The 24,693-nt window shown below is 48.9% G+C and carries 22 protein-coding genes; 11 read left to right on the plus strand and 11 right to left on the minus strand.

The window, feature by feature from the left end; genetic code table 11:
* The first annotated feature begins 371 nt into the window (after positions 1–371).
* The 3 genes from ACJY2G_RS24290 to ACJY2G_RS24300 all read left to right on the plus strand — a co-directional run bounded on the left by ACJY2G_RS24290 (position 372) and on the right by ACJY2G_RS24300 (position 3,133).
* Positions 372–821 (plus strand): acyltransferase family protein, encoded by a 450-nt coding sequence (locus ACJY2G_RS24290; protein WP_430320767.1) that lies wholly within the window; start codon positions 372–374, stop codon positions 819–821.
* Complete coding sequence (locus ACJY2G_RS24295; protein ID WP_439292288.1) at positions 740–1,360, plus strand: acyltransferase family protein; 621 nt, start codon at positions 740–742, stop codon at positions 1,358–1,360. Before ACJY2G_RS24290 ends, ACJY2G_RS24295 begins: the two co-directional genes overlap by 82 nt.
* Before the next feature lie 573 nt (positions 1,361–1,933).
* Positions 1,934–3,133, plus strand: coding sequence for an acyltransferase family protein (locus ACJY2G_RS24300; RefSeq protein ID WP_430320765.1), 1,200 nt, complete (start codon positions 1,934–1,936; stop codon positions 3,131–3,133).
* Between the two features lie 248 nt (positions 3,134–3,381).
* Here the strand turns inward: ACJY2G_RS24300 and ACJY2G_RS24305 are convergent, their stop codons facing one another.
* From ACJY2G_RS24305 to ACJY2G_RS24320, 4 genes are all read right to left on the minus strand, one after another.
* Positions 3,382–3,831: a YcgN family cysteine cluster protein gene (locus tag ACJY2G_RS24305; RefSeq protein WP_430320764.1), complete on the minus strand. Its 450-nt coding sequence runs from the start codon at positions 3,829–3,831 to the stop codon at positions 3,382–3,384.
* Positions 3,832–3,938: 107 nt separating this feature from the next.
* Positions 3,939–4,595, minus strand: a complete 657-nt coding sequence (locus ACJY2G_RS24310) for a fumarylacetoacetate hydrolase family protein (RefSeq protein WP_430320763.1) — start codon at positions 4,593–4,595, stop codon at positions 3,939–3,941.
* Between the two features lie 26 nt (positions 4,596–4,621).
* Positions 4,622–5,800: a lytic murein transglycosylase gene (locus tag ACJY2G_RS24315; protein ID WP_430320762.1), complete on the minus strand. Its 1,179-nt coding sequence runs from the start codon at positions 5,798–5,800 to the stop codon at positions 4,622–4,624.
* Between the two features lie 122 nt (positions 5,801–5,922).
* Entirely contained in the window at positions 5,923–6,195 is a 273-nt protein-coding gene (locus ACJY2G_RS24320; protein WP_112290036.1) for a YcgL domain-containing protein, read from the minus strand.
* Positions 6,196–6,331: 136 nt separating this feature from the next.
* Here ACJY2G_RS24320 and minC point away from each other — a divergent pair, with 136 nt between their 5' ends.
* Genes minC through minE form a run of 3 tightly spaced genes read left to right on the plus strand, consistent with a single transcriptional unit; the run spans position 6,332 to position 8,131 of the window.
* Entirely contained in the window at positions 6,332–7,021 is a 690-nt protein-coding gene (gene minC / locus ACJY2G_RS24325) for a septum site-determining protein MinC (protein ID WP_112290035.1), read from the plus strand.
* Between the two features lie 24 nt (positions 7,022–7,045).
* Positions 7,046–7,858, plus strand: coding sequence for a septum site-determining protein MinD (gene minD, locus ACJY2G_RS24330; protein WP_013575324.1), 813 nt, complete (start codon positions 7,046–7,048; stop codon positions 7,856–7,858).
* A gap of 3 nt (positions 7,859–7,861) precedes the next feature.
* A complete protein-coding gene (gene minE / locus ACJY2G_RS24335) occupies positions 7,862–8,131 on the plus strand; it encodes a cell division topological specificity factor MinE (RefSeq protein WP_112290033.1) in 270 nt (89 codons plus the stop codon).
* Between the two features lie 379 nt (positions 8,132–8,510).
* On the opposite strand, the gene rnd is transcribed toward minE, so the two are convergent.
* The 5 genes from rnd to ACJY2G_RS24360 form a co-directional block, all read right to left on the minus strand.
* Complete coding sequence (gene rnd, locus ACJY2G_RS24340) at positions 8,511–9,632, minus strand: ribonuclease D (RefSeq protein ID WP_120162838.1); 1,122 nt, start codon at positions 9,630–9,632, stop codon at positions 8,511–8,513.
* Between the two features lie 97 nt (positions 9,633–9,729).
* Positions 9,730–11,427 carry a long-chain-fatty-acid--CoA ligase FadD gene (gene fadD / locus ACJY2G_RS24345; RefSeq protein ID WP_430320761.1) on the minus strand — a complete coding sequence of 566 codons (1,698 nt, stop codon included), beginning with the start codon at positions 11,425–11,427 and terminating at the stop codon, positions 9,730–9,732.
* 325 nt (positions 11,428–11,752) lie between these two features.
* On the minus strand, positions 11,753–12,385 hold the full coding sequence (locus ACJY2G_RS24350) for a Slp family lipoprotein (protein WP_120162837.1): 633 nt from the start codon (positions 12,383–12,385) through the stop codon (positions 11,753–11,755).
* A 72-nt stretch (positions 12,386–12,457) separates the two neighbouring features.
* Positions 12,458–13,159 (minus strand): tRNA (adenosine(37)-N6)-threonylcarbamoyltransferase complex dimerization subunit type 1 TsaB, encoded by a 702-nt coding sequence (gene tsaB, locus ACJY2G_RS24355; RefSeq protein WP_120162836.1) that lies wholly within the window; start codon positions 13,157–13,159, stop codon positions 12,458–12,460.
* 197 nt (positions 13,160–13,356) lie between these two features.
* Positions 13,357–15,270, minus strand: coding sequence for an ATP-dependent DNA helicase (locus ACJY2G_RS24360; RefSeq protein WP_120162835.1), 1,914 nt, complete (start codon positions 15,268–15,270; stop codon positions 13,357–13,359).
* Positions 15,271–15,412: 142 nt separating this feature from the next.
* Between ACJY2G_RS24360 and ACJY2G_RS24365 the strand changes: the two genes are divergently transcribed.
* Complete coding sequence (locus ACJY2G_RS24365) at positions 15,413–15,757, plus strand: RidA family protein (RefSeq protein WP_430320760.1); 345 nt, start codon at positions 15,413–15,415, stop codon at positions 15,755–15,757.
* 66 nt (positions 15,758–15,823) lie between these two features.
* Here ACJY2G_RS24365 and ACJY2G_RS24370 read toward each other — a convergent pair whose 3' ends face one another.
* Positions 15,824–16,465, minus strand: a complete 642-nt coding sequence (locus tag ACJY2G_RS24370) for a bifunctional 4-hydroxy-2-oxoglutarate aldolase/2-dehydro-3-deoxy-phosphogluconate aldolase (RefSeq protein WP_112290021.1) — start codon at positions 16,463–16,465, stop codon at positions 15,824–15,826.
* 274 nt (positions 16,466–16,739) lie between these two features.
* On the minus strand, positions 16,740–18,215 hold the full coding sequence (gene zwf / locus ACJY2G_RS24375) for a glucose-6-phosphate dehydrogenase (RefSeq protein WP_112290019.1): 1,476 nt from the start codon (positions 18,213–18,215) through the stop codon (positions 16,740–16,742).
* A gap of 408 nt (positions 18,216–18,623) precedes the next feature.
* Here zwf and ACJY2G_RS24380 point away from each other — a divergent pair, with 408 nt between their 5' ends.
* The 4 genes from ACJY2G_RS24380 (at position 18,624) to ACJY2G_RS24395 (ending at position 24,688) form a co-directional block, all read left to right on the plus strand.
* On the plus strand, positions 18,624–19,493 hold the full coding sequence (locus ACJY2G_RS24380) for a MurR/RpiR family transcriptional regulator (protein WP_112290018.1): 870 nt from the start codon (positions 18,624–18,626) through the stop codon (positions 19,491–19,493).
* A 231-nt stretch (positions 19,494–19,724) separates the two neighbouring features.
* Positions 19,725–21,167, plus strand: coding sequence for a pyruvate kinase (gene pyk, locus ACJY2G_RS24385; protein ID WP_112290017.1), 1,443 nt, complete (start codon positions 19,725–19,727; stop codon positions 21,165–21,167).
* A 628-nt stretch (positions 21,168–21,795) separates the two neighbouring features.
* Positions 21,796–23,364: a pyridoxal phosphate-dependent decarboxylase family protein gene (locus tag ACJY2G_RS24390; protein WP_430320759.1), complete on the plus strand. Its 1,569-nt coding sequence runs from the start codon at positions 21,796–21,798 to the stop codon at positions 23,362–23,364.
* Positions 23,365–23,383: 19 nt separating this feature from the next.
* Positions 23,384–24,688, plus strand: coding sequence for a lysine N(6)-hydroxylase/L-ornithine N(5)-oxygenase family protein (locus ACJY2G_RS24395; protein ID WP_430320768.1), 1,305 nt, complete (start codon positions 23,384–23,386; stop codon positions 24,686–24,688).
* The last annotated feature ends 5 nt before the right edge of the window (positions 24,689–24,693 follow it).

Genomic DNA, 24,693 nt, shown 5'->3' on the forward strand with positions numbered 1-24,693 from the left:
TTTGCCGGGGCTTTTTCATTTCATATCCTGATAGAGAAGCGAGCTTATCTCGCCCAGCTTGGCTTGTGCATGATAGGCGGCTGTCGTCGAACGAAGTGCAGTGCAGTGCAGTGCAGTGCAGTGCAGTGCAGTAAGATTTAATCACGGTTTAAACAGAGTATTACCGCAACTGAAACGCTGCTTGGCACGTAGTAACATTGATTGTGAAGGATTGCGTGGAGAAAAAAGTTATGTCTATAGTCGTTAAGGGAATAAGAAATAAACTGAAGCACCAATTGTCATTTACATAAATGGTTACGCTCGCAATCTTAATGTGCTTGACATATAATTAACAATTATCTAATTAAATATTTAACTTTATGTGAAATGCGATGAATACTAAAAATGAGATTCATGGTTTAACAATATTTAGATTTATAGCTGCTTTTCATGTATTTATTTTTCATTGCAACCTGCGATTTAAAGTTGATGCACCAGAAATTGTATCTAATTTTATTCATAATGGCGCTATAGGTATGACATTCTTTTTCGTACTATCTGGTTTCGTAATGTCATGGTCATCAAGGGATGGAGTAAAAGATAACTACTTTAGATCAAGACTTGCAAGAATATACCCTGCGTATTTATTTATGGGATTGGTATCCTTACCATTTATTTTCGAATATAACGCAATCAATATCCCTGTGTATATTGGTGTTTTTTTGACCATGCCTCAGTCTTTTTTACCGGAACATTCCCTATTTGGAATTTTGGTGGCTCATGGTCAGTTTCAACTGAAATGTTTTTCTATATCACTTTCCCATTGCTGTTTCTTACTATAAAACGTAATCCCTTGATTTCCTTAGCTGCATCTCTAATAATTTCTTCATTAATAATCCCTATATCTATTGTTTTTAGTGGGTATTCTGCTTTCCCTCAGTATTATATAAGCCCTATACATAGATTACCGGAGTTTATATCCGGCGTTGCTTTGGGGTGCCTATACTCTTCAGGGTTTAGAATTAAGAGGTTTAAGGTATCATTATTATTGATATCAGTAATTGCAATTGTATTTTTGTCTCCATACAACAATGATGGTTGGACCAAAAATAATTACGTTACATTGCCATCGACATGCATTATAGTTTATCTGCTTGCTTGTTTTAATATCAAAAAGGGAATATTTACAAGCCCGCTAATTTTTTTAGGTAAAATAAGTTATTCATTTTATCTAATGCAACTACCCATTGTTCTCTTTACAGTAAAATATCACTATATGTTTGAGTGGGCACCAGTGTGGGGTGTTTGGATACTTTTGGGTCTTATTAATTTAGCGATGTCAGTAATTTGCTATTACATGGTAGAAAAAATACTTTCATAAGCAGGGTGTTAATATCGAAAAGTAAAACTTCAATCAAAAAGCCACAAAGTGAATAAATACCATCCCCAAAACTAACTTCTAAATTGAAATAAATATGCAGGCATAGCAACTCAAAGGTTGTTCATCCGGCGTTAGCAAACACGCGTTGGTTGAAGCCTTGAGATATCGATATTGGAGCGACTTAGATTACAAATGTACTGGTAACGTTTTGACATATCCTGCTACACGGCACGTTAAATGAATACGTTCCTACCTGACTGGATACTGATTCAAACATTCTCGGTGTTGACTACTTTAAGATTGCTGGTCATATATACAGCATGTTTCATAAGGTAATGGATATGGACTTATACGCGTTACAAATTTTATTAGCATGAAGTCTATGCAGCAAATGATTTATTTCGTGATATTGTATCAAATACATGTTTACTCAGCCCAGGGGATAGTAAACAGCAGCATTTTATCCAAGATGTCTTAGCTTTCAAGATACAAGTTCTTATGATCTTTGTTAACATGTTTGGATTACATGTAATTTTTTAGCCTAAAACCCCATAAATGTATAAAGGCAAATCAATGAGCAACATCAACGAAACACAAAATAAGCTTCTACACGTAGATGGCCTTAGAGGGGTGGCTTGCTTTATGGTTGTCCTATCCCATTTAGCTTTAATTTTTTATCCTGGCTTGCACGATCCGAGCGTTTATAATAATAAATTTGTTAGTTTCATTGCCAACGGCCCTCTTGCATTCTCTTATTCAGGCACTGCCGCTGTATATATTTTTTTTGTTCTGAGCGGGTTTATACTTAGCCATTCATTTATGAAGAGTGGGAGTTTAGCAAGCGCTTTACCTAACATAGCAACAAAACGATATTTTAGGCTTGCAATCCCTGCGACTGCGTCGTGTATTTTTGCATATTTTATATTATCCTTGTTTCATCCTAACACATCCACAGTGCCACCCTGGATTAATTTCTACGCCACTAATAATAAAACATTGATAGATGCCATATATTCAGGAGTAGTTGGCTCATTTTTTTCACAACCTGCAAAGGTAAACCCTGTTTTGTGGACAATGAAAATAGAGCTTATCGGCTCATTTTTAACGTATTTTTTATGCATAATAATTTCCAAAGCAATGCGAAAATGGCTTATTTTGCTTTTATTCTCATTGGCATTTTTTGCATCACAACTTCCACAACATGAAAAATATGGTTATATTTCATTTATATTAGGGGTTTGGATTTACACCTGTAATTTTAAAATAGGCATTGTCTTTTCAGCTATTTTAATTGTTTTGGGCATATACTTCGGAGGTGTTCACTATGGGTCGTATAGCTATATTCGAATGATAAACTACGTGCGATTCTTTTTGAACGGTGAAGAGTCAAATGCCTATTACTTGTTTAATTTCTTTTCTGGATTTTTGATATGCTTAGTAGTTTTGAAAAATAATTATTTCGTAAGTTTTTTCAGCAAAAAACTATTTTCATTCATGGGAAAAGTGTCATTCACCGTGTATTTATTCCACCTTCCTTTCATTTACTTAATAGGGCTAAGCACATTTAATCTTTTATTTACCCATGGTGTTAAGTACGTCATTTCAGTTATTTCTTCATCTGCATTATCCATCCTCTCCATATACATTGCTTCTATATATTTATATAGGATGATAGACCGCCCATCTATGAGAGCATCAGAAAAAATAGCCAATATAATTCTAAATTCTGTAGGAAATAAAAATGAATCTGCGCCACATGGTCAAAAAAAATAAGATGAGACCATGTGGCGATTGGATTACGATGGTTCGTTAGGCCATGCTATATCTGGTGCGGTGTATGTGTATATTCCTTTAACAGATTTAACATATCATCCATTGAACTCAAGATTCCTTATCTTGATCGCTTATCATCCCCTATGCCAACTTTGTCCGCCAATACTCAGTAATGTTATTTGCCTCGAGAGTAACTCAGTTCTTTTTTCTATCTGCTGAATGAGCTGTGTCTAGGAAAGTTCAGGTAGTTACTTCGCCCAGCTTGGCTTGTTCATGATGTGATCCTGCCAGTCTTCGACGTCGTCTTCGCGCACGGCGATGTAACGCACGGAGATCTGCGCCGTATGCATGGCAGATTTGGATGCTTTATTCAGCAGCGGATGCCACGGGAGCAAAGGCTTGCCCTCGCCTATCAGACGATATGCGCAGGTAGGCGGTAACCAGTCGAAAGTGGTCAGGTTTTCACGCGTCAGTTTGATGCAGTCTTCTTCAAGCGTAAAACGACGTTCGTAGTTGCGGCACTGACAAGATTTAATATTGAGCTGGTTACAGGCGACGTTGGTGAAGTAAATCTCGTCCGTATCTTCATCAATCAGCTTATGCAGGCAACATTGTCCGCAGCCGTCGCACAATGCTTCCCATTCTTCGTTAGTCATTTCAGACAGCGTTTTTTGCTGCCAAAAAGCGGGTTCAGTCATGATGTGCATCCGGTATAAATAAAATGAGGGTGCTTATATAGACGCTTTAGCCGTCAGATGCAAGTAAAGCCGCCGGAAAGCTGCTCCGGCGACATCATTGCGTTGCGCTAAATCACGCGGGTAGTCACTTGCTTACCATTGAGTGTAGCTAAGATTTCATCGCCAGCGTGGAGCGGCCCGACACCATGAGGTGTACCGGTCAAAATTATGTCACCTGCCCGCAAAGTGAAGAAACGGCTCATATAGGCAATCAGCGGTAAAAGCGGCGTCAGCATGTTACGGGTATTGCCTGACTGACGCGTTTGCCCGTTGATCTCCAGCAGCAACTCAGCCTGCTGCGCATCGCCAAATTCGCTGACCGGAATAAACCCGCTGATAGGACAGGATCCGTCAAACCCTTTGGCTTTTTCCCAGGGTTGTCCGGACTCTTTAAACCGGGTTTGCAAATCCCGCAACGTGAGATCCAGCGCCAGCCCGTAACCGGCGATGGCATTCGCAACGCGATCTTCTGTTGCCTGTTTCAGCGGAGTGCCGATCAGTACCGCCAGTTCGACTTCATGATGTACAGCGCCGAAATCCTTCGGGATAGCGACAGGCTGACGGATATCGCAAAGCGCCGTTTCCGGTTTGATGAACACGACCGGCTCAGCCGATCGCTTACCGCCCATCTCTTTGATATGGTCGGCGTAGTTATTGCCGACACACACCACTTTGTTCACCGGAAAATCGAGTAATGCGCCATGCCAGTCTCTGTGTTGGTACATACAGCCACTCCTTGATATGAGAAATATCAGCCGCTGAACGGATTACGAGGTGCCGGCGCTAAAGGTGCTGAAGACGCCGGTGCGTTCTGCGCCGGTGCTGCCTCGCCGGAAACTACCGGTGTTTGCGCACCCGCCACGCCATCTGCCATCATGCCGATACTCAGCGCGAAATAGGTTGAACGGTTCCAGTGCATGATCGTACGGAAGTTATCGTAAACCAGGAAAGCCCGACCTTGCGTATCATCCGGAGTGATAATCCATGCGCGGGTGGCCGTGGATGTCAGCGGGCTGCCATCTGCTTGCGTCACGCCAAGTTGCTGCCAGTATCGGGCCGGATGCATCTGGTTATTCTTTAACCCTGCCAGATTACCGTCAAAGTTAGCGGGCAGTTTTACTTCCTGACCCCAACCCTGGTCGCCCTTCCAGCCTTCTTTAGATAAATAGTTGGCCGTTGAGGCAAAGACATCGTCGGTATTTTTCCAGATATCGATTTTGCCGTCGCCATTCCCGTCAGCGCCGTAGGTCAGATAAGAGCTTGGCATAAACTGCGACTGCCCCATCGCACCGGCCCAGGAACCTTTCATCATGTCGCTGGTGGCTTTACCTGAATCAACGATTTTCAGCGCCGACATAAATTCTTTGGTGAAGAACGCTTCACGACGTCCTTCGAAGGCCAGCGTCGCCAGCGCGGAGAACACATCTTCTTTCCCCTGAATCTTGCCGAAGCTGCTTTCCATCGCCCACAGCGCCACAATGTACTGCGGCTGTACGCCATAGCGGTCGCTGGCTTTTGTCAGCGCAGGCAAATTGTTCTGCAACTGCTCTTGTCCCTGTTTGATTTTCCATTCAGGCAGCACGCGGGTCAGATAATCGTCGAGAGTAATTTTCTTCTCTAACTGATTGCGGTCAGAATTAATCACGCGGTCGACGAAATGAATATTCGCGAAGGTGCTGTCGATAGTCTGCTGGCTGATCCCCTGAGAGAGCGCTTGCGCTTTGAGTTGCTCCACATAAGCCGGGAATTCAGCGGGGTCCCGTCCCTGTTCTGCCAGAGACGTTTTGCCTGAAGGCGCTGCCGGTGCGGCGGCGACAGGCTGTGTTGCCGCAGTGGATGGCGTGGTGGTTTGCCCTGAGGTGGCTTTTTGCGCTGCACAACCGCTGAGGATGATCAGCGGTGTTAACACGGCCAGTGCCGACAATTTCATCAATTTCTTCCTTTTGACTTCTGCAAGTGATTCATCGTTCTAAGCTTTGAGCACTACAACGATGAATGCAAGTCATGACGTCCGAAAGTTCGAGGATTGCCGAAACAAATGTCTGGAATGCGTTATTTACTGGCGTCGTTCAGATGAACATTCAATAAACTTTCTACCGGAGGTGGAACCTGCAGATAATAACCCTGCTCTTCGAGAGACTGACGTACTTTGACAATATCCGCAGTGGCGAGTTTTTCACGGTTGGCCAGATTTAGCATCATTGAGAACTGAGGCACGCCAAAACCTTTGAGTAATTCTTCAGGCACACGGGAAAAATCGTCTTTTTTTTCGACATACAGATAAGTCTGGTCACGTTTAGTACTTCTATAGATCACACAAAGCATTTTTTTAACTCTATTTTATTGAAACGGTGGCTTGCCTAGATATAACTGTAACTATAACATGCTTATCGTACATCGGAATATCGCCCCCCGAGTGGTATTCCGGGGATTTAGAGTTGCTGAGACTGAGTCAGGATAGATGTCACAATCGCCAATAGAACTAAAAGGCAGCAGTTTTACCTTATCGGTTGTTCATTTACATAGTTCACAACCAGAGGTTATTTATCAGGCATTACAGGAAAAAGTGGAGCAAGCTCCGGCCTTTTTGAAAAATGCCCCTGTTGTTATCAACGTTGCTTCACTCACAGGTGCAGCAAACTGGAAAGACATTCAACAGGCTGTCGCTTCTGCAGGCTTTCGCGTTGTTGGCATCAGTGGTTGTAAAGACGAAGCGCAAAAACGCGCACTTTCCCGCACCGGTTTACCGCTGCTCAGTGAAGGTCGTGCCCAGCGTATCGCTGCTGAACCACCGGTTCCTGTCGTGCCCGACAATGCCCCGGCCAAGACCCGCATTGTCAGTACCCCGGTCAGATCCGGCCAACAAATTTATGCCCGTAACAGCGACCTCATCGTGACCAGCAGTGTCAGCGCAGGTGCGGAACTGATTGCCGATGGCAATATCCACATCTACGGCATGATGCGAGGCAGAGCACTGGCAGGCGCCGCAGGCGATGCAAATTGTCAGATTTTTTGCACGCAATTAGGCGCTGAACTAGTCTCTATCGCAGGGCAATACTGGTTGAGTGATCAAATCCCGGCCGATTATCTCGGTCAGGCAGCGCGCCTCAGCCTGATAAATAATGTGTTAACCATACAACCTTTAAACTAAGCCCTTTTGACAAGGAATCCTTTCATGGCACGCATCATAGTTGTTACATCGGGTAAAGGGGGCGTTGGCAAGACCACTTCAAGCGCGGCCATTGCTACCGGTTTAGCTCAAAAAGGCAAAAAGACCGTTGTTATCGATTTCGATATCGGTCTGCGTAATCTCGATTTGATTATGGGCTGTGAGCGCCGGGTGGTTTATGATTTCGTTAACGTGATCCAGGGTGATGCCACGCTGAATCAGGCGCTTATTAAAGATAAACGCACTGAAAACCTGTTTATTCTTCCGGCCTCCCAGACGCGCGATAAAGATGCGCTGACTCGTGAAGGCGTGGAGAAAATCCTGAACGATTTAGCCGAGATGGAATTCGATTTCGTTGTGTGTGACTCCCCGGCGGGTATCGAAACCGGCGCGCTGATGGCATTGTATTTCGCCGACGAAGCCGTGATCACCACGAACCCGGAAGTCTCTTCCGTTCGCGACTCCGACCGTATTCTGGGTATTTTGTCATCAAAATCCCGTCGTGCGGAACAAGGCCTGGAGCCTATCAAAGAACATCTGCTTCTTACCCGTTATAACCCGGGCCGTGTCAGCCGTGGTGACATGCTGAGCATGGAAGATGTGCTGGAAATCCTGCGCATTCCACTGATCGGGGTTATCCCTGAAGATCAGTCTGTACTGCGTGCGTCCAACCAGGGCGAGCCGGTCATTCTGGATCAGGAATCCGATGCAGGGAAAGCGTATGACGATACCGTCAGCCGTCTGCTTGGGGAAGAACGTGCATTCCGTTTCATTGAGGAAGAGAAGAAGAGTTTCCTGAAACGCCTTTTTGGGGGATAAACCATGGCATTGTTAGATTTCTTTCTGTCCCGCAAAAAATCGACAGCCAATATAGCCAAGGAACGGCTACAGATCATCGTAGCCGAACGGCGTCGAGGGGATAGTGAACCGTCGTATCTGCCTGAACTGAAACGCGATATTCTCGCGGTCATCTGTAAGTACATTAAGATTGACCCGGAAATGTTACAGGTTCAGTTCGAGCAAAAAGGTGACGATATTTCCGTACTGGAACTTAACGTCACCCTGCCAGAGTCGGAAGAAGCGCCTAAATGACAGCAGTCCATTTAGCCTGTTTACAGGTGCTTTTTTCAGCATAGCGCCCTCTGTTTCCTCAGAGGGCCACTGCCTTTTTCACATTCCTTTCTGTTATTTTTATTTTTCCTTTCTATAACCACTGTATATAAACACACCCCGCAAATTCATTTCCCGTCATTTTTAATTTATTCCTCAAAATTTTGATTAAGACTCATCTCATTCATGCTGGAATTTAATATCCATAGACTGCTTTAATTCGGCATAATTTATGACAATCTTTTATCCGCTAACTTGTTATTCACAGTTGTCTTGTCAGCAAAGAATAAAAAAAGAGCGGGATATTAGCCCGCTCTTTTTTATTCACTCCTGGATTGACTATGCCTTCATAACGAAGGGATCAATAATTGCTCAGAATTTCATTCAGCCTTTCAGCTAACAATTTCCCGCGCCAGCCACTGATTAGTTCCGGCTGGGATTCTTTATCTTTTAACTTCCAGTGATGAGTCAGCAGCTGGTTAATCTGACGACGTGACGCCAGTAATTCAACGCTGAGTTTGCTCTCTTCGCTCACAGCCTGGATCAGTGCCTTGATATCTTTGAAGACTTTACGATAACCGGGCTGGTCGATAAGGTTCGAAATCGGTGCCGGCAGTTCAGATTCATCCAGCGCATTGGATTCTTCCACCAGCGCCAGCAGTGTGCGTCCGTGATAGCGGATTTCCGGACCACTCAGGCCCAGCGCTTCCAGTTCGCCCAGTGAGGTCGGCTGATAGCGGGCGACCTGCCACAGATTTTCCTCGCGGACCACAAAGTTAACCGCCAGGTCACGCTGACGCGCCTGATTTAGACGCCAGGCAGCTAACAATTTCAGGCAGCCTAACTGGCGCGGACGCAGCTGGAATGCATTGCCGATTTCCAGATAGGCCAGCTCAGGTTGCAGCACTTCACTGCGACGACGGCAGAGCGCCAGACACTCGTCCAGAGCCGCATCCATCCACCCTGCTTCTTCGGTTTCACGCATCAGTTGATCGGCCAGCGGCAACAGATACCACACGTCAGCAGCAGCATACACACACTGTTTTTCGCTCAGCGGACGGGCAATCCAGTCAGTGCGCGATTCACTTTTATCCAGCTCTACGCCGGTCGTTTCCGCCACCAGACGGGCAAAACCACAGGAAAGCGGACGCCCGCTAAACGCGGCGAGGATCTGCGTATCAATCAGAGGTGAAGGCATAACACCAAAAGCATTCAGAAAAACTTCGAGGTCTTCACTGCCCGCATGGAGGAATTTGATGACATCAGGATTAACCAGCAAATCAATGAAAGGCTGCCATGCGGTGATCGGTAAAGGATCGATAAGGGTGAGCTGTTCGCCGTCAAAAAGCTGGATCAAACCCAGTTGCGGATAATAAGTACGGGTACGAACAAATTCGGTATCCAGGGCAATTTTGCTGTGCGCTTTGGCCTGAAGGCAAACCTGCTCCAGCGCATCATTGGTGGTGATCAACTGATAATTCAAATCTTAATTCTCTTAATCATTACTACGTTATAACGTGATAACGCCGGACATCGCCGGCGTTAAGAATCTGACTATCACTGAACAAACGTGTTAACCGCTATGCTGCATCCTGCTTCGGATCGACTTTTGGTTTTGCCTGTTCATCGCGAAGTTCCCGTCTGAGGATTTTACCGACATTTGACTTCGGTAATTCATCACGGAACTCAACAATCTTAGGTACTTTGTAACCGGTTAATAACCGGCGACAGTGTGCCAGGAGTTCTTCGCTGGTCAGTGAAGAGTCTTTTTTCACCACGCAAATTTTGACAATTTCACCCGACGACTCATTCGGCACACCAATGGCGGCAACTTCGAGAACTTTGTCGTGTTGTGAAACTACCTCTTCAATTTCGTTAGGGTAAACATTGAAACCGGAAACCAGGATCATGTCTTTTTTACGGTCAACAATCCGTAGGAAGCCCTGCTCGTCCACTGTAACGATATCGCCCGTCGATAACCAGCCATCTTTTAGCACCTCATCGGTTGCCGACGGCCGCTGCCAGTAACCCAGCATGACCTGAGGACCACGTACCCACAACTCGCCCGGCTCGCCCGGCGCAACGTCGTGACCGTTATCATCCACCAGACGCACCTCTGTCGACGGCACTGGCAAACCGATGCTGCCACTGTAATGTTTCAAATCGTACGGGTTTCCGGCCACCAGCGGGGAACACTCCGTCAGACCGTAACCTTCCAGCAAATGTTTACCCGTTAGTTTTTCCCATTTGTCCGCCACAGATTTTTGCACGGACATCCCGCCACCTACAGAAAGACGCAGCGTGGAGAAATCGAGTTCGCGAAAGTCTTCGTTATTGAGCAGCGCATTAAACAGGGTATTTACCCCGCTGATGGCGGTAAACGGATATTTGGCCAGCTCTTTGACCATACCTGATACGTCGCGCGGATTGGTGATAAGCAAGCTCTTACCGCCCAGATCGAGGAACAGCAGGCAGTTCACCGTCAGGGCAAAGATGTGGTATAGCGGAAGTGCTGTCACCACCAGCTCATGTCCCGGCTGCAATAGGGGTGCGTACGCCGCTTTTGCCTGTTCAAGATTCGCCTGCATGTTTCGGTGCGTCAGCATCGCGCCCTTCGCCACGCCGGTAGTTCCGCCGGTATATTGCAGAAATGCCAGGTCGTCATTAATAATGTCGGGTTTGATGTATTGCAGACGACGCCCGCGCTGTAATGCGGTACGGAAGGAGATCGCGTTCGGAAGGTGGTATTTTGGCACCAGCCGTTTGATGTATTTCACCACAAAATTGACCAGCGTGCCTTTCGCGGCAGAAAGCTGATCGCCCATGCGGGTCAGAATGACGTGCTTGACCTGCGTTTTGTACACCACTTTTTCCAGCGTATGGGCAAAGTTGGAGACAATGACAATTGCACTGGCGCCGCTGTCATTCAGCTGATGCTCAAGCTCACGCGGCGTATACAGCGGGTTAACATTAACCACGACCATGCCAGCGCGCAAGACGCCGAACAGCGCAATCGGGTATTGCAATAAATTCGGCATCATCAGTGCAACACGATCGCCCTTCTGCAGACCCAGTTCGTTTTGCAGATAAGCAGCGAAAGCCCGGCTGCGTTCTTCAAGCTTGCGGTAGGTCATCGCCTCGCCCATGTTGATGAATGCCACACTGTCAGCGTAACGCAGCGCGGAATTTTCAAACATTTCGACCAGCGAACTGTAGCGGTCAGGGTCGATGCTCTCAGGAACATCTGCCGGATATCGTTTTAGCCAAACCTTTTCCAAGGTATCACTCCTGAAATCATGTTCTGTTGCCGTCTCTATTCGACGAGTTTTATCACGTCTTTAACAATATTTTAACTCAGCTTACCAGTTGCGTTTCAAACAATGTCGAGGTTGAGAGGCGGGTCACTTTTTCTGCGCCCTTGCTTTGCCAAACCATCCATGGCTTAAAAGAAAAAGGCGGCAATTAAGCCGCCTTAACAACTACAACAACTACTGCTGTTACTGCTTTGATGGCGGCGGCACGGGATGTGCCGGAGCCGGTTTCATTGCCGCCAGTGAGTGCCCGCCAGAATGTGGCGGTGGTGCTCCACGCGGCGACGGAGGCCTATTCGGTGACGACGCTTTCGACCCGTGCAGGTGCCGTGTTATACCAACCGGGCCCCCAGCCGGGTCCAAACCCGCGCCCCCATGAATCATAAGGGCCGCCGTAGCCATAACCCCACGGGCCAATCGGCTGCGGAGGCATCACAACCTGTTGCTGTATACGCCAGCGTTTATAGCTGTTGACGTTAACGGTGACAAAGTCATAGGAAGTCTGGCCAATTTTGCCTTTCTCCACACCGGCAATCGGCCCGACGACTGTCACCAGCTGATTGCGATAATCGACAGGATCCACAAAGCCGTTGATGTAAGCCATGATCCGCCCGCGCGACGCAGCGCCTAAGACCGGCCTTGCGCCTTCATCCAGCGGTACCGTGGCAATTTCCAGGCGGGTTTTGTTTTGCAAATTGGTCACAGAGACCACTTTGCCGCCAAAACGCGACTCCTGACCGACATAAAGACCCGGTGCGCCCTGCACTGCCTGTAAATTCATCTGCGGGGTGGCCGTGGTACCGCGAATTTCATCCGGCACCGTGACACAACCCGATAACACCAAAGCACTCAGTGCAACCGCACTCAGCGCCATTTTTTTACCCGTTTCACCCGATAACTGCTGAATTACAGACCACTTACGCATTGCGATGACTCCTGTGCAAACTCTTCATTTTGACCTTTTTTCAGAGCACAAGTTGCCTGACTTTACCGTCATTTACCGTCCTGGCAGCTTTTTCCACGTCACTTCATTGCGCAGATAAGTGGGTTCGGCCTCTTCCGGATTAACACGGATGCCATTTTCCCAGAGCTGGAGTGCCAGCGGCAGCATATCTTCCGCATGAGGCAGTAACATTTTGCCATCAAATAATTCAGCGACCGGAGATTCACCCAACAGATGAGGATAAGTCTCCCAACCGGTTCCCACCGTCGCAAAACGGCCAGATAATTCAGCTGCGCGCGCCAGAAGTTGTTCTGGTTTGATGACCTTCTCGGTCTCTTCACCGCTCCAGACGCCCTGCGCATTGCGGCTGAATTCACCCCAGTAAACTTCACCCATGCGGGCATCAATGGCTGCGAGAACGTTATCAGCACCGGTCAGGCGATACGCGCCCTGCGCCATCGTCTGTAACGTAGACACTGGCAGCAAAGGCAATTCCGCGCCCAGCGACAATCCCTGAGCCATACCAATGCCGATACGCACGCCGGTAAAACTGCCCGGTCCGCGACCAAAAGCCAGCGCGTCGAGCTGAGTCAGGGAAAGTCCTGCTTCGGCGAGAATTTGCTGAACCATCGGCAAAATGCGCTGCGTGTGCTCGCGCGCACAGAGTTCAAAATGAGCGAGCGTTTCGCCCTGATTATAAAGCGCAACCGAACAGGCTTCTGTCGCCGTATCAATTGCTAAAATTCGCGTGGACATGCCAGACCTCAGGCGGGGAAATTAATAAGTTGTACCCTATATACTTCGGGTTGCAGCAAGGCGACAAGCTCGTGGATCCCAGGGAACTTAGATAACTAAGTGACTGGGGTGATTGAGCGCAGTCAACGTATCTGCAATCTGAAATATGACGGGTATAAGAGCCTTTTTCGGGGCGGCATCTTAGCATAAACAAAGGGCTATTTCTGCTCTTCGACATCCTGTAAAAAGCGGATCGCTTGTGCCAGGTCACGCGTGCGCGGGGTTGGCGGCAAACTATTGAGGAAAACTTCGCCATAAGGACGCATCACCAGCCGGTTATCGCAAATCACCATAACACCCCGGTCAGAGGTATCACGGATCAGACGCCCGACGCCCTGTTTCAGCGTAATGACCGCATCAGGTAATTGTACGTCATTGAACGGGTCTCCGCCGCGCAAGCGACAGTCTTCAATACGGGCTTTGAGCAGCGGATCGTCAGGTGACGTGAACGGCAGTTTATCGATGATGACGCAAGACAGCGCATCGCCCCGCACATCCACGCCTTCCCAGAAACTGCTGGTCGCCACCAGCAAGGCGTTACCTGCTTCGACAAACTGCGCGAGAAGCTGGCCTTTACTGGTTTCGCCCTGCAATAAAACCGGCAACGTCAGGCTGGCTCTGAATTCCTCAGCCAGTTCGCGCATCATTTTGTGTGACGTACACAGGAAGAAGCAGCGGCCTTTGTTGGCTTCAATCAGCGGACGCAACATACGCGCCAGCTGCTTCGAACTGCCGTTGACATTCGATTCAGGCAGAAAACGCGGCACGCATAACAGCGCCTGTTTGGCGTAATCAAACGGACTTGGCAGCAGTAATGTTTCTGCCTCATCCAGCCCGAGACGTTCGGTAAAATGATGCAGCTGATCGTTCACCGAAAGCGTGGCAGAAGTGAAAATCCACGCGCCGGGTTTCTCTTTCATCATTTCGCTGAATTTATCGGTTACCGACAACGGTGTCAGCGCCAGCACGAAATGGCGTGAGTTACATTCATACCAGTAACTGTAGCCGGGAATGGACACATCCTTCAGGCGTTTCAGGCGATTGCGGTAAAGCGTGGCGCGTTCGAAAGCAGCATCGAGCAGCGCAGAACGCCCGAGCGACAATTTCACCACGTCATAGCAAAGTTCCAGCGCGTCATCGAGTAATAACAGCGCACGCTGGATAGCGGGCTGGTTAAGCACATCGCGCAGATTACCTCGAAAACCCGGCTCGCCGAGCGCCAGACGAAAATCCATCGTGCTCTGGCTCAGACGATCAGCACTTTTTTGTAACTGCACGGAATCACGGACTTCCGTGCGATAAGCGATCGTGATGTCTTTCGCCATATCCAGCAGCTGACGGCTGGTCACCTGCTGACCAAAATACTGGCTGGCGATATCAGGGATCTGATGGGCTTCGTCGAAAATCATGACATCCGCTTCGGGAATAAGCTCACCGAAGCCGCTCTCTTTCACCACCATATCCGCCATAAACAGGTGATGGTTAACCACCACCACATCGGCGTCCATAGCCTTACGGCGGGCCTTTACGACAAAGCATTCTTTATACAGCGGACAGTCACTGCCAAGGCAATTGTCGTTGGTGCTGGTCACCAGTGGCCAGACAAAACTGTCTTCCGGCACCACGTTGCAGGTGCTGATATCGCCTTCTTCCGTGCTGCTCGACCAGTGACGCAGATGTGCCAGTTCGCTGAGCGCCTGGCTGGCGAGATCGCCGCCGGAGAGTGATTGCTGTTCCAGACGTTCCAGGCACAAATAGTTTGAGCGCCCTTTCAGCAGCGCCAGACGACCTTTGAAATTCAGTGCGCTGGCGACTTTAGGCAAATCGCGGGAATACAGCTGATCCTGTAAGTTTTTCGAACCAGTGGAGATAATGACTTTTTTGCCGGAACGCAGTGCCGGAGCAAGATACGCATAAGTTTTACCGGTACCTGTACCGGCTTCGACCACCAGCCCCTGCTTACCGGTGATGGCTTTGCTGACAGCCTGCGCCATCAGACGCTGAGGTTCACGCGGTTTAAAACCTTCAATTTTCTGCGCCAGTGCGCCGTCTGTTGCGAAATCGTCTGTCACTCTGTCTCTCTACCTGTACGGATCAGCAGTGATTATGCCAATCCCTTGGCTTCACTACCACCGTCATCTGCCAATCCAACGCATTCATCCTTTGTGATACCCTTAGCGCCATCATAAGTATGTGACTAACCGGAGTTAAAAAATGACCATCGAACGTATTCGCCCTGAGCCACGGATGTCAGACATCGTTATCCATAACGACACCATTTATTACACCGCGGTACCGGAAAATCTGGACGCGAATGCGAAAGATCAAACGGCGGAAACGCTGGCGATTATCGACGCAGCGCTGACTGAAGCGGGCTCAGACAAAAGCAAAATTCTGGATGCCACGCTGTTTCTGGCGAATAAAGAAGATTTCCCGGCCATGAACGAAGCCTGGGACGCGTGGGTATCGCCTGGTAATGCGCCAGTGCGTTGCACCGTGCAGGCCAACCTGATGAATCCGAAATACAAAATTGAAATCAAGATTATCGCTGCACGTTAATCACTGATTTTCGGACATAAAAAAACCTCCAGCCGGAGGTTTTTTTATTATCAGCGTAATGCTTTATTACGCTTTTGCACCCGCTACAGCTTCTTTAGCGAGTTCGGTGATTCGTGCATAATCACCGCTTTCCAGCGCATCAGCCGGCACCAGCCAGGATCCACCGATACACAACACGCTTTTCAGCGCCAGATAATCACGGTAGTTCGCCGGTGAAATGCCGCCAGTCGGGCAGAAACGCACCTGCGGGAATGGCCCTGCAATAGCCTGCAACGCTTTCACACCGCCGTTAGCTTCCGCCGGGAAGAATTTAAATTCACGCAAACCGGCATCCAGACCCATCATCAGTTCTGAAACGGTGCAGATACCTGGGATCAGCGGGATCGAACCGGCATTCGCAGCCTTAAGCAATGCATCTGTCAGACCCGGGCTAATCGCAAACTGCGCACCGGCTTCGGTCACTTCGGCCAGTTGTTCAGGATTGAGCACAGTCCCTGCGCCAATAATGGCTTCCGGCACTTCTTTGGCAATCGCACGGATCGCATCCATCGCACACGGGGTACGTAAGGTGACTTCCAGAACGCGCACACCACCGGCGACCAGCGCTTTGGCCAGCGGAACGGCATGTTCCAGTTTATTGATAACAATCACAGGAACGACCGGCCCTGAGGTCAGAATTTGTTCCGCGCTTGTTTTCCAGTTTTTCATCTTGCTCTCCATTCATGCCCGCAGGCACCGTTGTGATTGATGGCGCGCCCCTGCCACAGGGACCAGTGATTTTTTCACAACGAAGAAATCACTGGAAACCGACCACACCCGATTGGACGATACTACCCTCCCCGTCATGTCTGAAGCCGCAGCGGCGTTGGCTACATTTGTTCACCCGAATCACTGACTCATGTCAGCTCATCGGGACTCACTCACTTGCCGCCTTGCTGCAACCTCAAACATTTTGGGGAGTAATGACTCAATAAATTATTCGTTATTCGAACTCATTCCAGGAACGGCCGTCGCGGGTAATCATCGCCACAGAAGCCACAGGCCCCCATGTTCCGGACTGATACGGTTTTGGTGCTTCGCTTTCTGCAGCCCATGCGTTCATGATGGAGTCGACCCATTTCCAGGCTTCTTCCACTTCGTCACGACGCACGAACAGCGCCTGGATACCACGCATGGTTTCCAGCAGCAGACGCTCGTAAGCATCTGCAATATGTTGCTCATTGAAGGTTTCAGTGAAGCTCAGATCCAGCTTGGTAGTTTGCAGACGGTGTTTGTGCTCCAGACCCGGTACTTTGTTCAGCACTTCGATCTCGATACCTTCATCCGGTTGCAGACGAATCGTCAGTTTGTTCTGCGGCAGCTGCTGGTAAGAATCACGGAACAGGTTCAGTGCCGGGCTCTTGAAATACACCACAACTTCTGAACATTTGGTCGGCAGACGTTTACCGGTACGCAGGTAGAACGGAACGCCCGCCCACTGCCAGTTATCGATATCCACGCGGATAGACACGAACGTTTCGGTGCTGCTGGTTTTCTTCGCGCCTTCTTCTTCAAGATAGCCAGGGACTTTCTTGCCCTGCACGAAGCCGGCAGTGTACTGACCGCGCACGGTGTTTTCACGTACGTTAGACTGATCGATACGGCGCAGTGAGCGCAGTACTTTCACTTTCTCATCACGGATACGGTCGGTACTCAGATCAGCCGGTGGAGACATGGCGATCATGGTCAGAATTTGCAGCAAGTGGTTCTGGATCATGTCACGCATCTGACCCGCATCATCGAAGTAACCCCAGCGGCCTTCGATACCCACTTCTTCAGCAACGGTGATCTGCACATGATCGATAGTGCGGTTATCCCAGTTGCTGGCGAACAGGTTATTGGCGAAACGCAGTGCCAGCAGGTTCAGTACCGTTTCTTTACCCAGATAATGGTCGATACGGTAAACCTGAGATTCTGCGAAATATTCGGCAACCTGATCGTTAATCACCTGAGACGACTCCAGCGAGTGGCCGAGAGGTTTTTCCATCACGACGCGCGCAGGCTCTTTGTTCAGCCCGGCTTCGCCCAGACCGCGGCAAATAGCCCCGAAGTGGCTTGGCGCAATCGCAAAGTAGTTAATGGTGGCACGATTTTTCTGGTCGAGCATCTTGCCCAACACTTTGAAATGCTTCAGATCATTGACATCAAGGTTACAGAAATCAAGACGGGCACTGAGTTTGTCCCACAGTTCCGGATCAATTTTTTCTTTCATGAAGGTGGTCAGTGCTTCTTTAACCACTTCGGTATAGGCCGCTTTGTCCCATTCCGCACGTCCGACACCGATAATGCGGGTATCCGGGTGAATGTGACCCGCTTTCTCTAACTGATACAGGGAAGGCAACAGCTTACGGCGCGCAAGATCGCCTTTCGCACCGAAAATTACCAGATCACAAGCCTGGGCTGTCTGAGTTACCGCCATGTTCTTCTCCTCAATGCAGGAATACCTGACATATTTCTGGTTGCTTCGCCGGAGCTGCAACTCGAATTATCCCGGGTACATATTGTAATTTTATTTCAGCAACAATGTACTCTGATTGCCCGTGAGCCGTAAACCATGATCTGACAAGGTAATAACTCTGCGGAAAACCTTATTTTTATCATAAGTCTCTCAGGTGCTGTTAAAACCCACAACATCCTGTAATTTTATGACAAAACTGAACAGAATTTACCATACTGAAAGTTAGATCTCGGTCAAACTCTGACAAAAAAAGCCGTAAATTCGCCTGGCTGACGCTGCCAACGGCATTAAGCGCGTAGTATATTTTCATCAAATCAGTCCGATTTCCTCTTTTCAAAGAAATCGTTGAAACCTATGAGTGGCATGCTTATGAATACGTTGGAAAAAATCCAGACTCACCTTGACATTCTGAGCAAATCAGAACGCAAAGTTGCTGAAGTTATCCTGGCATCGCCGCATGTTGCTATTCACTCCAGTATTGCCACCCTCGCCCGCATGGCCGACGTCAGTGAACCTACTGTAAACCGTTTTTGCCGTCGTCTCGACACAAAAGGGTTTCCGGATTTTAAACTGCATCTGGCACAAAGTCTGGCAAATGGTACACCTTATGTGAACCGTAACGTGGATGAAAGCGACAGCGTCAGCGCTTACACCAGTAAAATTTTCGAGTCCGCCATGGCCAGCCTTGACCAGGTGAAGAATACCCTGGATATCGCCGCCATCAATCGTGCCGTCGATTTACTCACACAGGCCAAGAAAATTTCCTTCTTTGGCCTGGGCGCTTCCGCCGCGGTCGCCCATGATGCCATGAACAAGTTTTTCCGCTTTAACATTCCCGTGGTTTACTTCGACGATATCGTCATGCAGCGGATGAGTTGTATGAACTCCAGCGAAGGCGACGTGGTGGTACTGATTTCGCACACCGGACGCACCAAAAATCTGGTCGAACTTGCCCAACTCGCCCGTGAAAACGATGCCACGGTGATTGCGATCACTTCTTTTAATACACCTCTGGCCCATGAAGCGACGCTGGCTTTGTTACTGGATGTTCCCGAAGACACCGACGTTTATATGCCGATGGTTTCGCGAATTGCCCAGCTCACGTTGATCGACGTGCTGGCAACCGGTTTTACTCTGCGCCGTGGCGCAAAATTCAGAGATAACCTGAAGCGGGTCAAAGAAGCGTTGAAAGAATCGCGCTTTGATAAAGGGACAGTCGTCCCGACCCTGCATGAGTGAGCGTGTTCAACAGGCAAAGGCATAAATCATTCAACAAACGAATGAATAAAGCACCATTGATTTAATAGGGAGTCTGGCCGGAAATCTTCGCGCAACGTGCGCAAGACGAAAGCCAGACATAAGGCCAGCGGGTCACACAGGTGAAACTCTTTTGTATTACAATTACACCTTCGGCAAAGTGGACTCGTTGTTTTTTGCATTACCATGTTTCATCAGTTAACGGAGTTAGGCATGTCCAGAAGGCTCAGAAGAACGAAGATCGTTACCACCCTCGGTCCGGCAACTGACCGCGACAATAATCTTGAGAAGATCATTGCAGCGGGCGCAAACGTTGTACGTATGAATTTCTCTCACGGAACTGCTGAAGATCACATCCTTCGCGCTAACAAAGTGCGTGAAATCGCCGCCCGCCTTGGCCGCCATGTCGCCATTCTCGGTGACCTGCAAGGTCCTAAAATCCGCGTTTCTACCTTTAAAGAAGGCAAAGTCTTCCTCAATATTGGCGACAAATTCCTGCTCGATGCCAACATGAGCAAAGGTGAAGGCGATAAAGAAAAAGTCGGTATCGACTATAAAGGTCTGCCTGCTGACGTCGTACCGGGCGACATCCTGTTGCTCGATGATGGTCGCGTGCAGCTCAAAGTGCTCGAAGTTCAGGGCATGAAAGTGTTTACCGAAGTCACCGTTGGTGGCCCGTTGTCTAACAACAAAGGCATCAACAAACTGGGCGGTGGTCTTTCTGCTGAAGCCCTGACTGAAAAAGATAAAGCAGACATTATTACTGCGGCCAAAATGGACGTAGATTATCTGGCAGTTTCATTCCCACGCACCGGCGAAGATCTTAACTACGCGCGCCGTCTGGCCCGTGATGCAGGCTGTAACGCGCAGATCGTGTCTAAAGTTGAACGCGCTGAAGCCGTTGCCACCGACGCCGCAATGGACGACATCATTCTGGCTTCCGACGTAGTGATGGTCGCCCGTGGCGATCTGGGTGTGGAAATTGGTGACCCTGAACTGGTCGGTATCCAGAAGAAACTGATCCGCCGTGCCCGTCAGCTGAACCGTGCAGTGATCACTGCAACTCAGATGATGGAATCGATGATCACCAACCCGATGCCAACCCGTGCTGAAGTGATGGACGTGGCGAACGCCGTACTCGATGGCACCGATGCGGTCATGCTTTCAGCAGAAACCGCCGCAGGTCAGTATCCGTCAGAAACGGTTGCGGCAATGGCACGCGTTTGTCTGGGTGCTGAGAAAATCCCAAGCATTAACGTATCCAAACACCGTCTGGACGTGGAATTCGATAACATCGAAGAAGCCATTGCGATGTCAGCGATGTATGCGGCCAACCACCTGAAAGGGGTGACGGCGATCATTTCCATGACGGAATCGGGCCGTACTGCTCTGATGTTGTCCCGTATCAGTTCTGGCCTGCCAATCTTTGCCATGTCCCGTCATGAGCACACCCTGAATCTGACTGCCATTTACCGTGGCGTTACGCCGGTCTTCTTCGACAGCGTGAACGACGGCGTAGCGGCGGCTCAGGACGCGGTAAATCTGCTGCGTGATAAAGGTTATCTGTTGTCAGGTGATCTGGTGATTATCACGCAGGGCGACGTCATGAGCACCATCGGTACCACCAATACCAGCCGTGTGCTGCGTGTTGATTAAACTCAATATGTAATTAAATATGTATTAAGGGCCGATCATTATGATCGGCCTTTTTATTTTCTCTTCAGTATGATTTCCCCCTGAAACAGCCTGGTTACTTACCCGTCTTAATTTGATCATTATTTTGCCATCTGGGCGAAATAATTTGCTGCCCTGCTCTGACAAAAAATTTTTTAAACGAAATAGGCCCTCATTTAGTGTGTATTAATATAACTTTTTATATTGATAGAAACGGTTATTTGCGCCCATAAACGAATAACAAATACAGAATGCTCCCATGTGAACAAATCTTTTTATGACCAAATCGCCCGATAAATGTGATCTGCATCACATTAAACAAGCTTAACTGAAGCAATCATCCAAATGTTCAATGCCGTAGTTGAATGATAATGATTTGCATTTATAATGATTCTCATTCGTTAAAACCTTGTATAAGTCCGCACTAAGGAAATCAAACAAGACGTAAACGCTGTTATTTGCGATAAGAAAACAGATAAAACTACACACCTGACAGGCGTGGCCTTAAGCCCTGCCTGCTAATACACACGTTCACTGAAATCTCCTGACTTTACCGGGTGGCCTCCCCTTGCCCGTAGTAAAGGGAACGGAAAAACAGAAAGGGTCCAAGATGAGCCAGATAAATAATTGGGAAATAATGCAGGACAGCACCAAAGACCTCGTCATCACTCAGGCTAAAATAAGTGAAAATAAGGGTTATATATTCAATCAAAATAGCACGCCGGAATGGCAGGCCCAGATTGAACAAGGGATTGAATTAATTAAATCTCACATTAACCACACGGAAAAACCTTTTTCCGGTGTATCACCCGCTGAATTAGCAGAACAATTTCGACATATTGATCTGACCAAACCCCTTGCAGGAACACGTCTGGCCCTGGAAGAACTGGATGATTTATATCTTCAGCACGCGGTTTATTTTCATCACCCGAAATACCTCGCACATCTGAACTGTCCGACGGTGATTCCGTCCCAGCTGGCAGAGCTTTTTATCAGCGCGATTAACTCCTCAGTAGACACCTGGGACCAAAGCGCAGGTGGCACGTTAATCGAGCAAAAAGTCATCGACTGGACTCTCGCCCGTATAGGTTTTGGCGCACAGTCCGACGGTATTTTCACCAGCGGCGGTACGCAATCCAACCTGATGGCGATGCTGCTGGCGCGTGACAGTCACTGCAAACGTACCCGTCCGCAACACAGCATTAAATATCAAGGTCTGCCGCCGGAAGCTAACCGCTGGCGTATTTTCAGTTCTCAGGTCAGCCATTTCAGCATTCAGAAATCCGCTGCCCTGCTCGGCCTGGGTTATGACGCCGTGGTGCCGGTGGCTTGTGACAGCGCATTCCGTATGGACATAAACGCGCTTAAAGCCGAAATCGAGCGCTGCCACGCAGAAGGGTTGATCCCGATCGCCGTGGTGGCCACTGCCGGGACCACCGACTTTGGCAGTATCGACCCGCTGAATGAAATTGCTGAAATCTGCCGCAAAGAAAAAATCTGGATGCATGCCGACGCCGCTTACGGTTGCGGATTACTGGTATCGCCTCAGCATCGTCAGCGCATCGAAGGCATTCATCTGGCGGATTCCGTCACCGTGGATTATCACAAATCCTTCTTCCAGCCGGTCAGCTGCAGCGCGTTCCTGGTTAACGATCACAGCCATCTGGAGCATGTTACTCACCACGCCGAATACCTGAATCCGTTGAGTGCAAAACTCGAAGGCACACCGAACCTGGTCAACAAAAGTATTCAGACCACCAAACGTTTTGATGCCCTCAAAATGTGGCTGACGCTGCGCATCATGGGCCAGCAGGCGCTGGGTGAATCCTTTGATGTGCTGCTGGAACGCGCCACTGAAACCCATCAGATGATGGAACAGAACCCGAACATTGAAGTGCTGCATAAACCGGAGATCAGCACGCTGGTGTTCCGTTTCGTGCCGCGTATGTCCATGAATCATGAGCAGATTGACGCGATTAATGCCGGTATCCGTAAAGCGATTTTCCGCGACGGCAGCGCCGTGATTGCCGGTACCAAAGTGCATGACCGTCAGTATCTGAAATTCACCTTGCTGAACCCGACCACCACCACGGAAGACGTTGCCGATGTGCTCAGTCTGATCACGCATTACGGCAAAGAACTGACTGCCACTGCGCTGAGCGCCGCCAAAAACCGGTAAAAGGAGCCGCACCATGAATATGAATTCAACCGAACAAATGTATGATTTTATCGCCGTGGGCATCGGCCCGTTTAACCTCGGTCTGGCCTGTCTGACTGAACCCGTGAAAGAGCTGAAAGGTCTGTTTTTAGATCAGAATGACAGCTTCGACTGGCACACTGGCATGATGCTGGAAAGTGCGCATTTGCAGACACCGTTTATGGCCGACCTGGTCACGCTCGCCGATCCTACCAGTCCTTACAGCTTTCTGAATTACCTGAAACTGCAGGGAAAACTCTACTCATTCTACATCCGTGAAGATTTCTTCATGATGCGCAAAGAGTTCAACCAGTATTGCCAGTGGGCGTGCAGCCAGCTAACCAGCCTGCAATTTTCCACACGTGTGGAACTGGTGACCTGGGACGCAACGCGGGAATGCTATCTGGTTCAGACGCGCTCGACCAAAAGCAACGAGAATCAGATTTACCGCACTAAACGACTGGTGCTGGGCACTGGCCCGTCGCCGTGGATGCCAGCCTGCGCCCGTGATGCGGGCAACAACGTGCATCACTCTTCGGCCTATCTGCCGAATAAAGAACAGGTACAGAATTCCAAATCCATCACCGTCGTCGGCAGCGGTCAGAGCGCAGCGGAAATTTACTATGACCTGCTCTCTGATATCGATAAGCATGATTATCATCTGACATGGGTGACCCGCGCACCGCGTTTCTATCCGCTCGAATACAGCAAACTGACGCTGGAAATGACCTCGCCGGAATACATCGACTATTTCCACGATTTACCGATGGCCAAACGCGATCAGCTCAACCGTGAGCAGAAGTGCCTGTATAAAGGCATAAATATCAGTCTGATCAACGATATCTACGATCTGATGTACATCAAGCGCCTCGACGGCCCGCTGAACGTTGATTTGTACACCCATTCAGAACTGACATCGCTGACCCGCAACCACCATGGTGAACTGGAGATGAACCTGCTGCACCACGAACAGCAGCAGGAATACCGGCACCGCACGGAGTCAGTGATCCTCGCCACCGGATACGGCTATCAGCCGCCGCAGTTTGTCGAAGGCATTTACAACCGCATTCAGTGGGATGACGCCGGTCGTTACGCCGTCAACCGCAATTACAGTATTGATGCCCATAACCAGATTTTCGTACAAAACGCCGAGCTGCATACCCACGGTTTCGTCACACCGGATCTGGGCATGGCATGCTACCGCAACAGTACGATTATCCGCGAAATGCTGGGGCGCGAAGTGTATCCGGTGGAGAAATCCATCGCCTTCCAGACCTTTTGCACCCGTAACCTTGCCGGAAACTAACGGAG

Origin of the sequence: Rahnella sp. ATs2 (assembly GCF_051851855.1) — a bacterium.
In the GTDB taxonomy this organism is placed as follows: Bacteria; Pseudomonadota; Gammaproteobacteria; order Enterobacterales; family Enterobacteriaceae; genus Rahnella; species Rahnella variigena.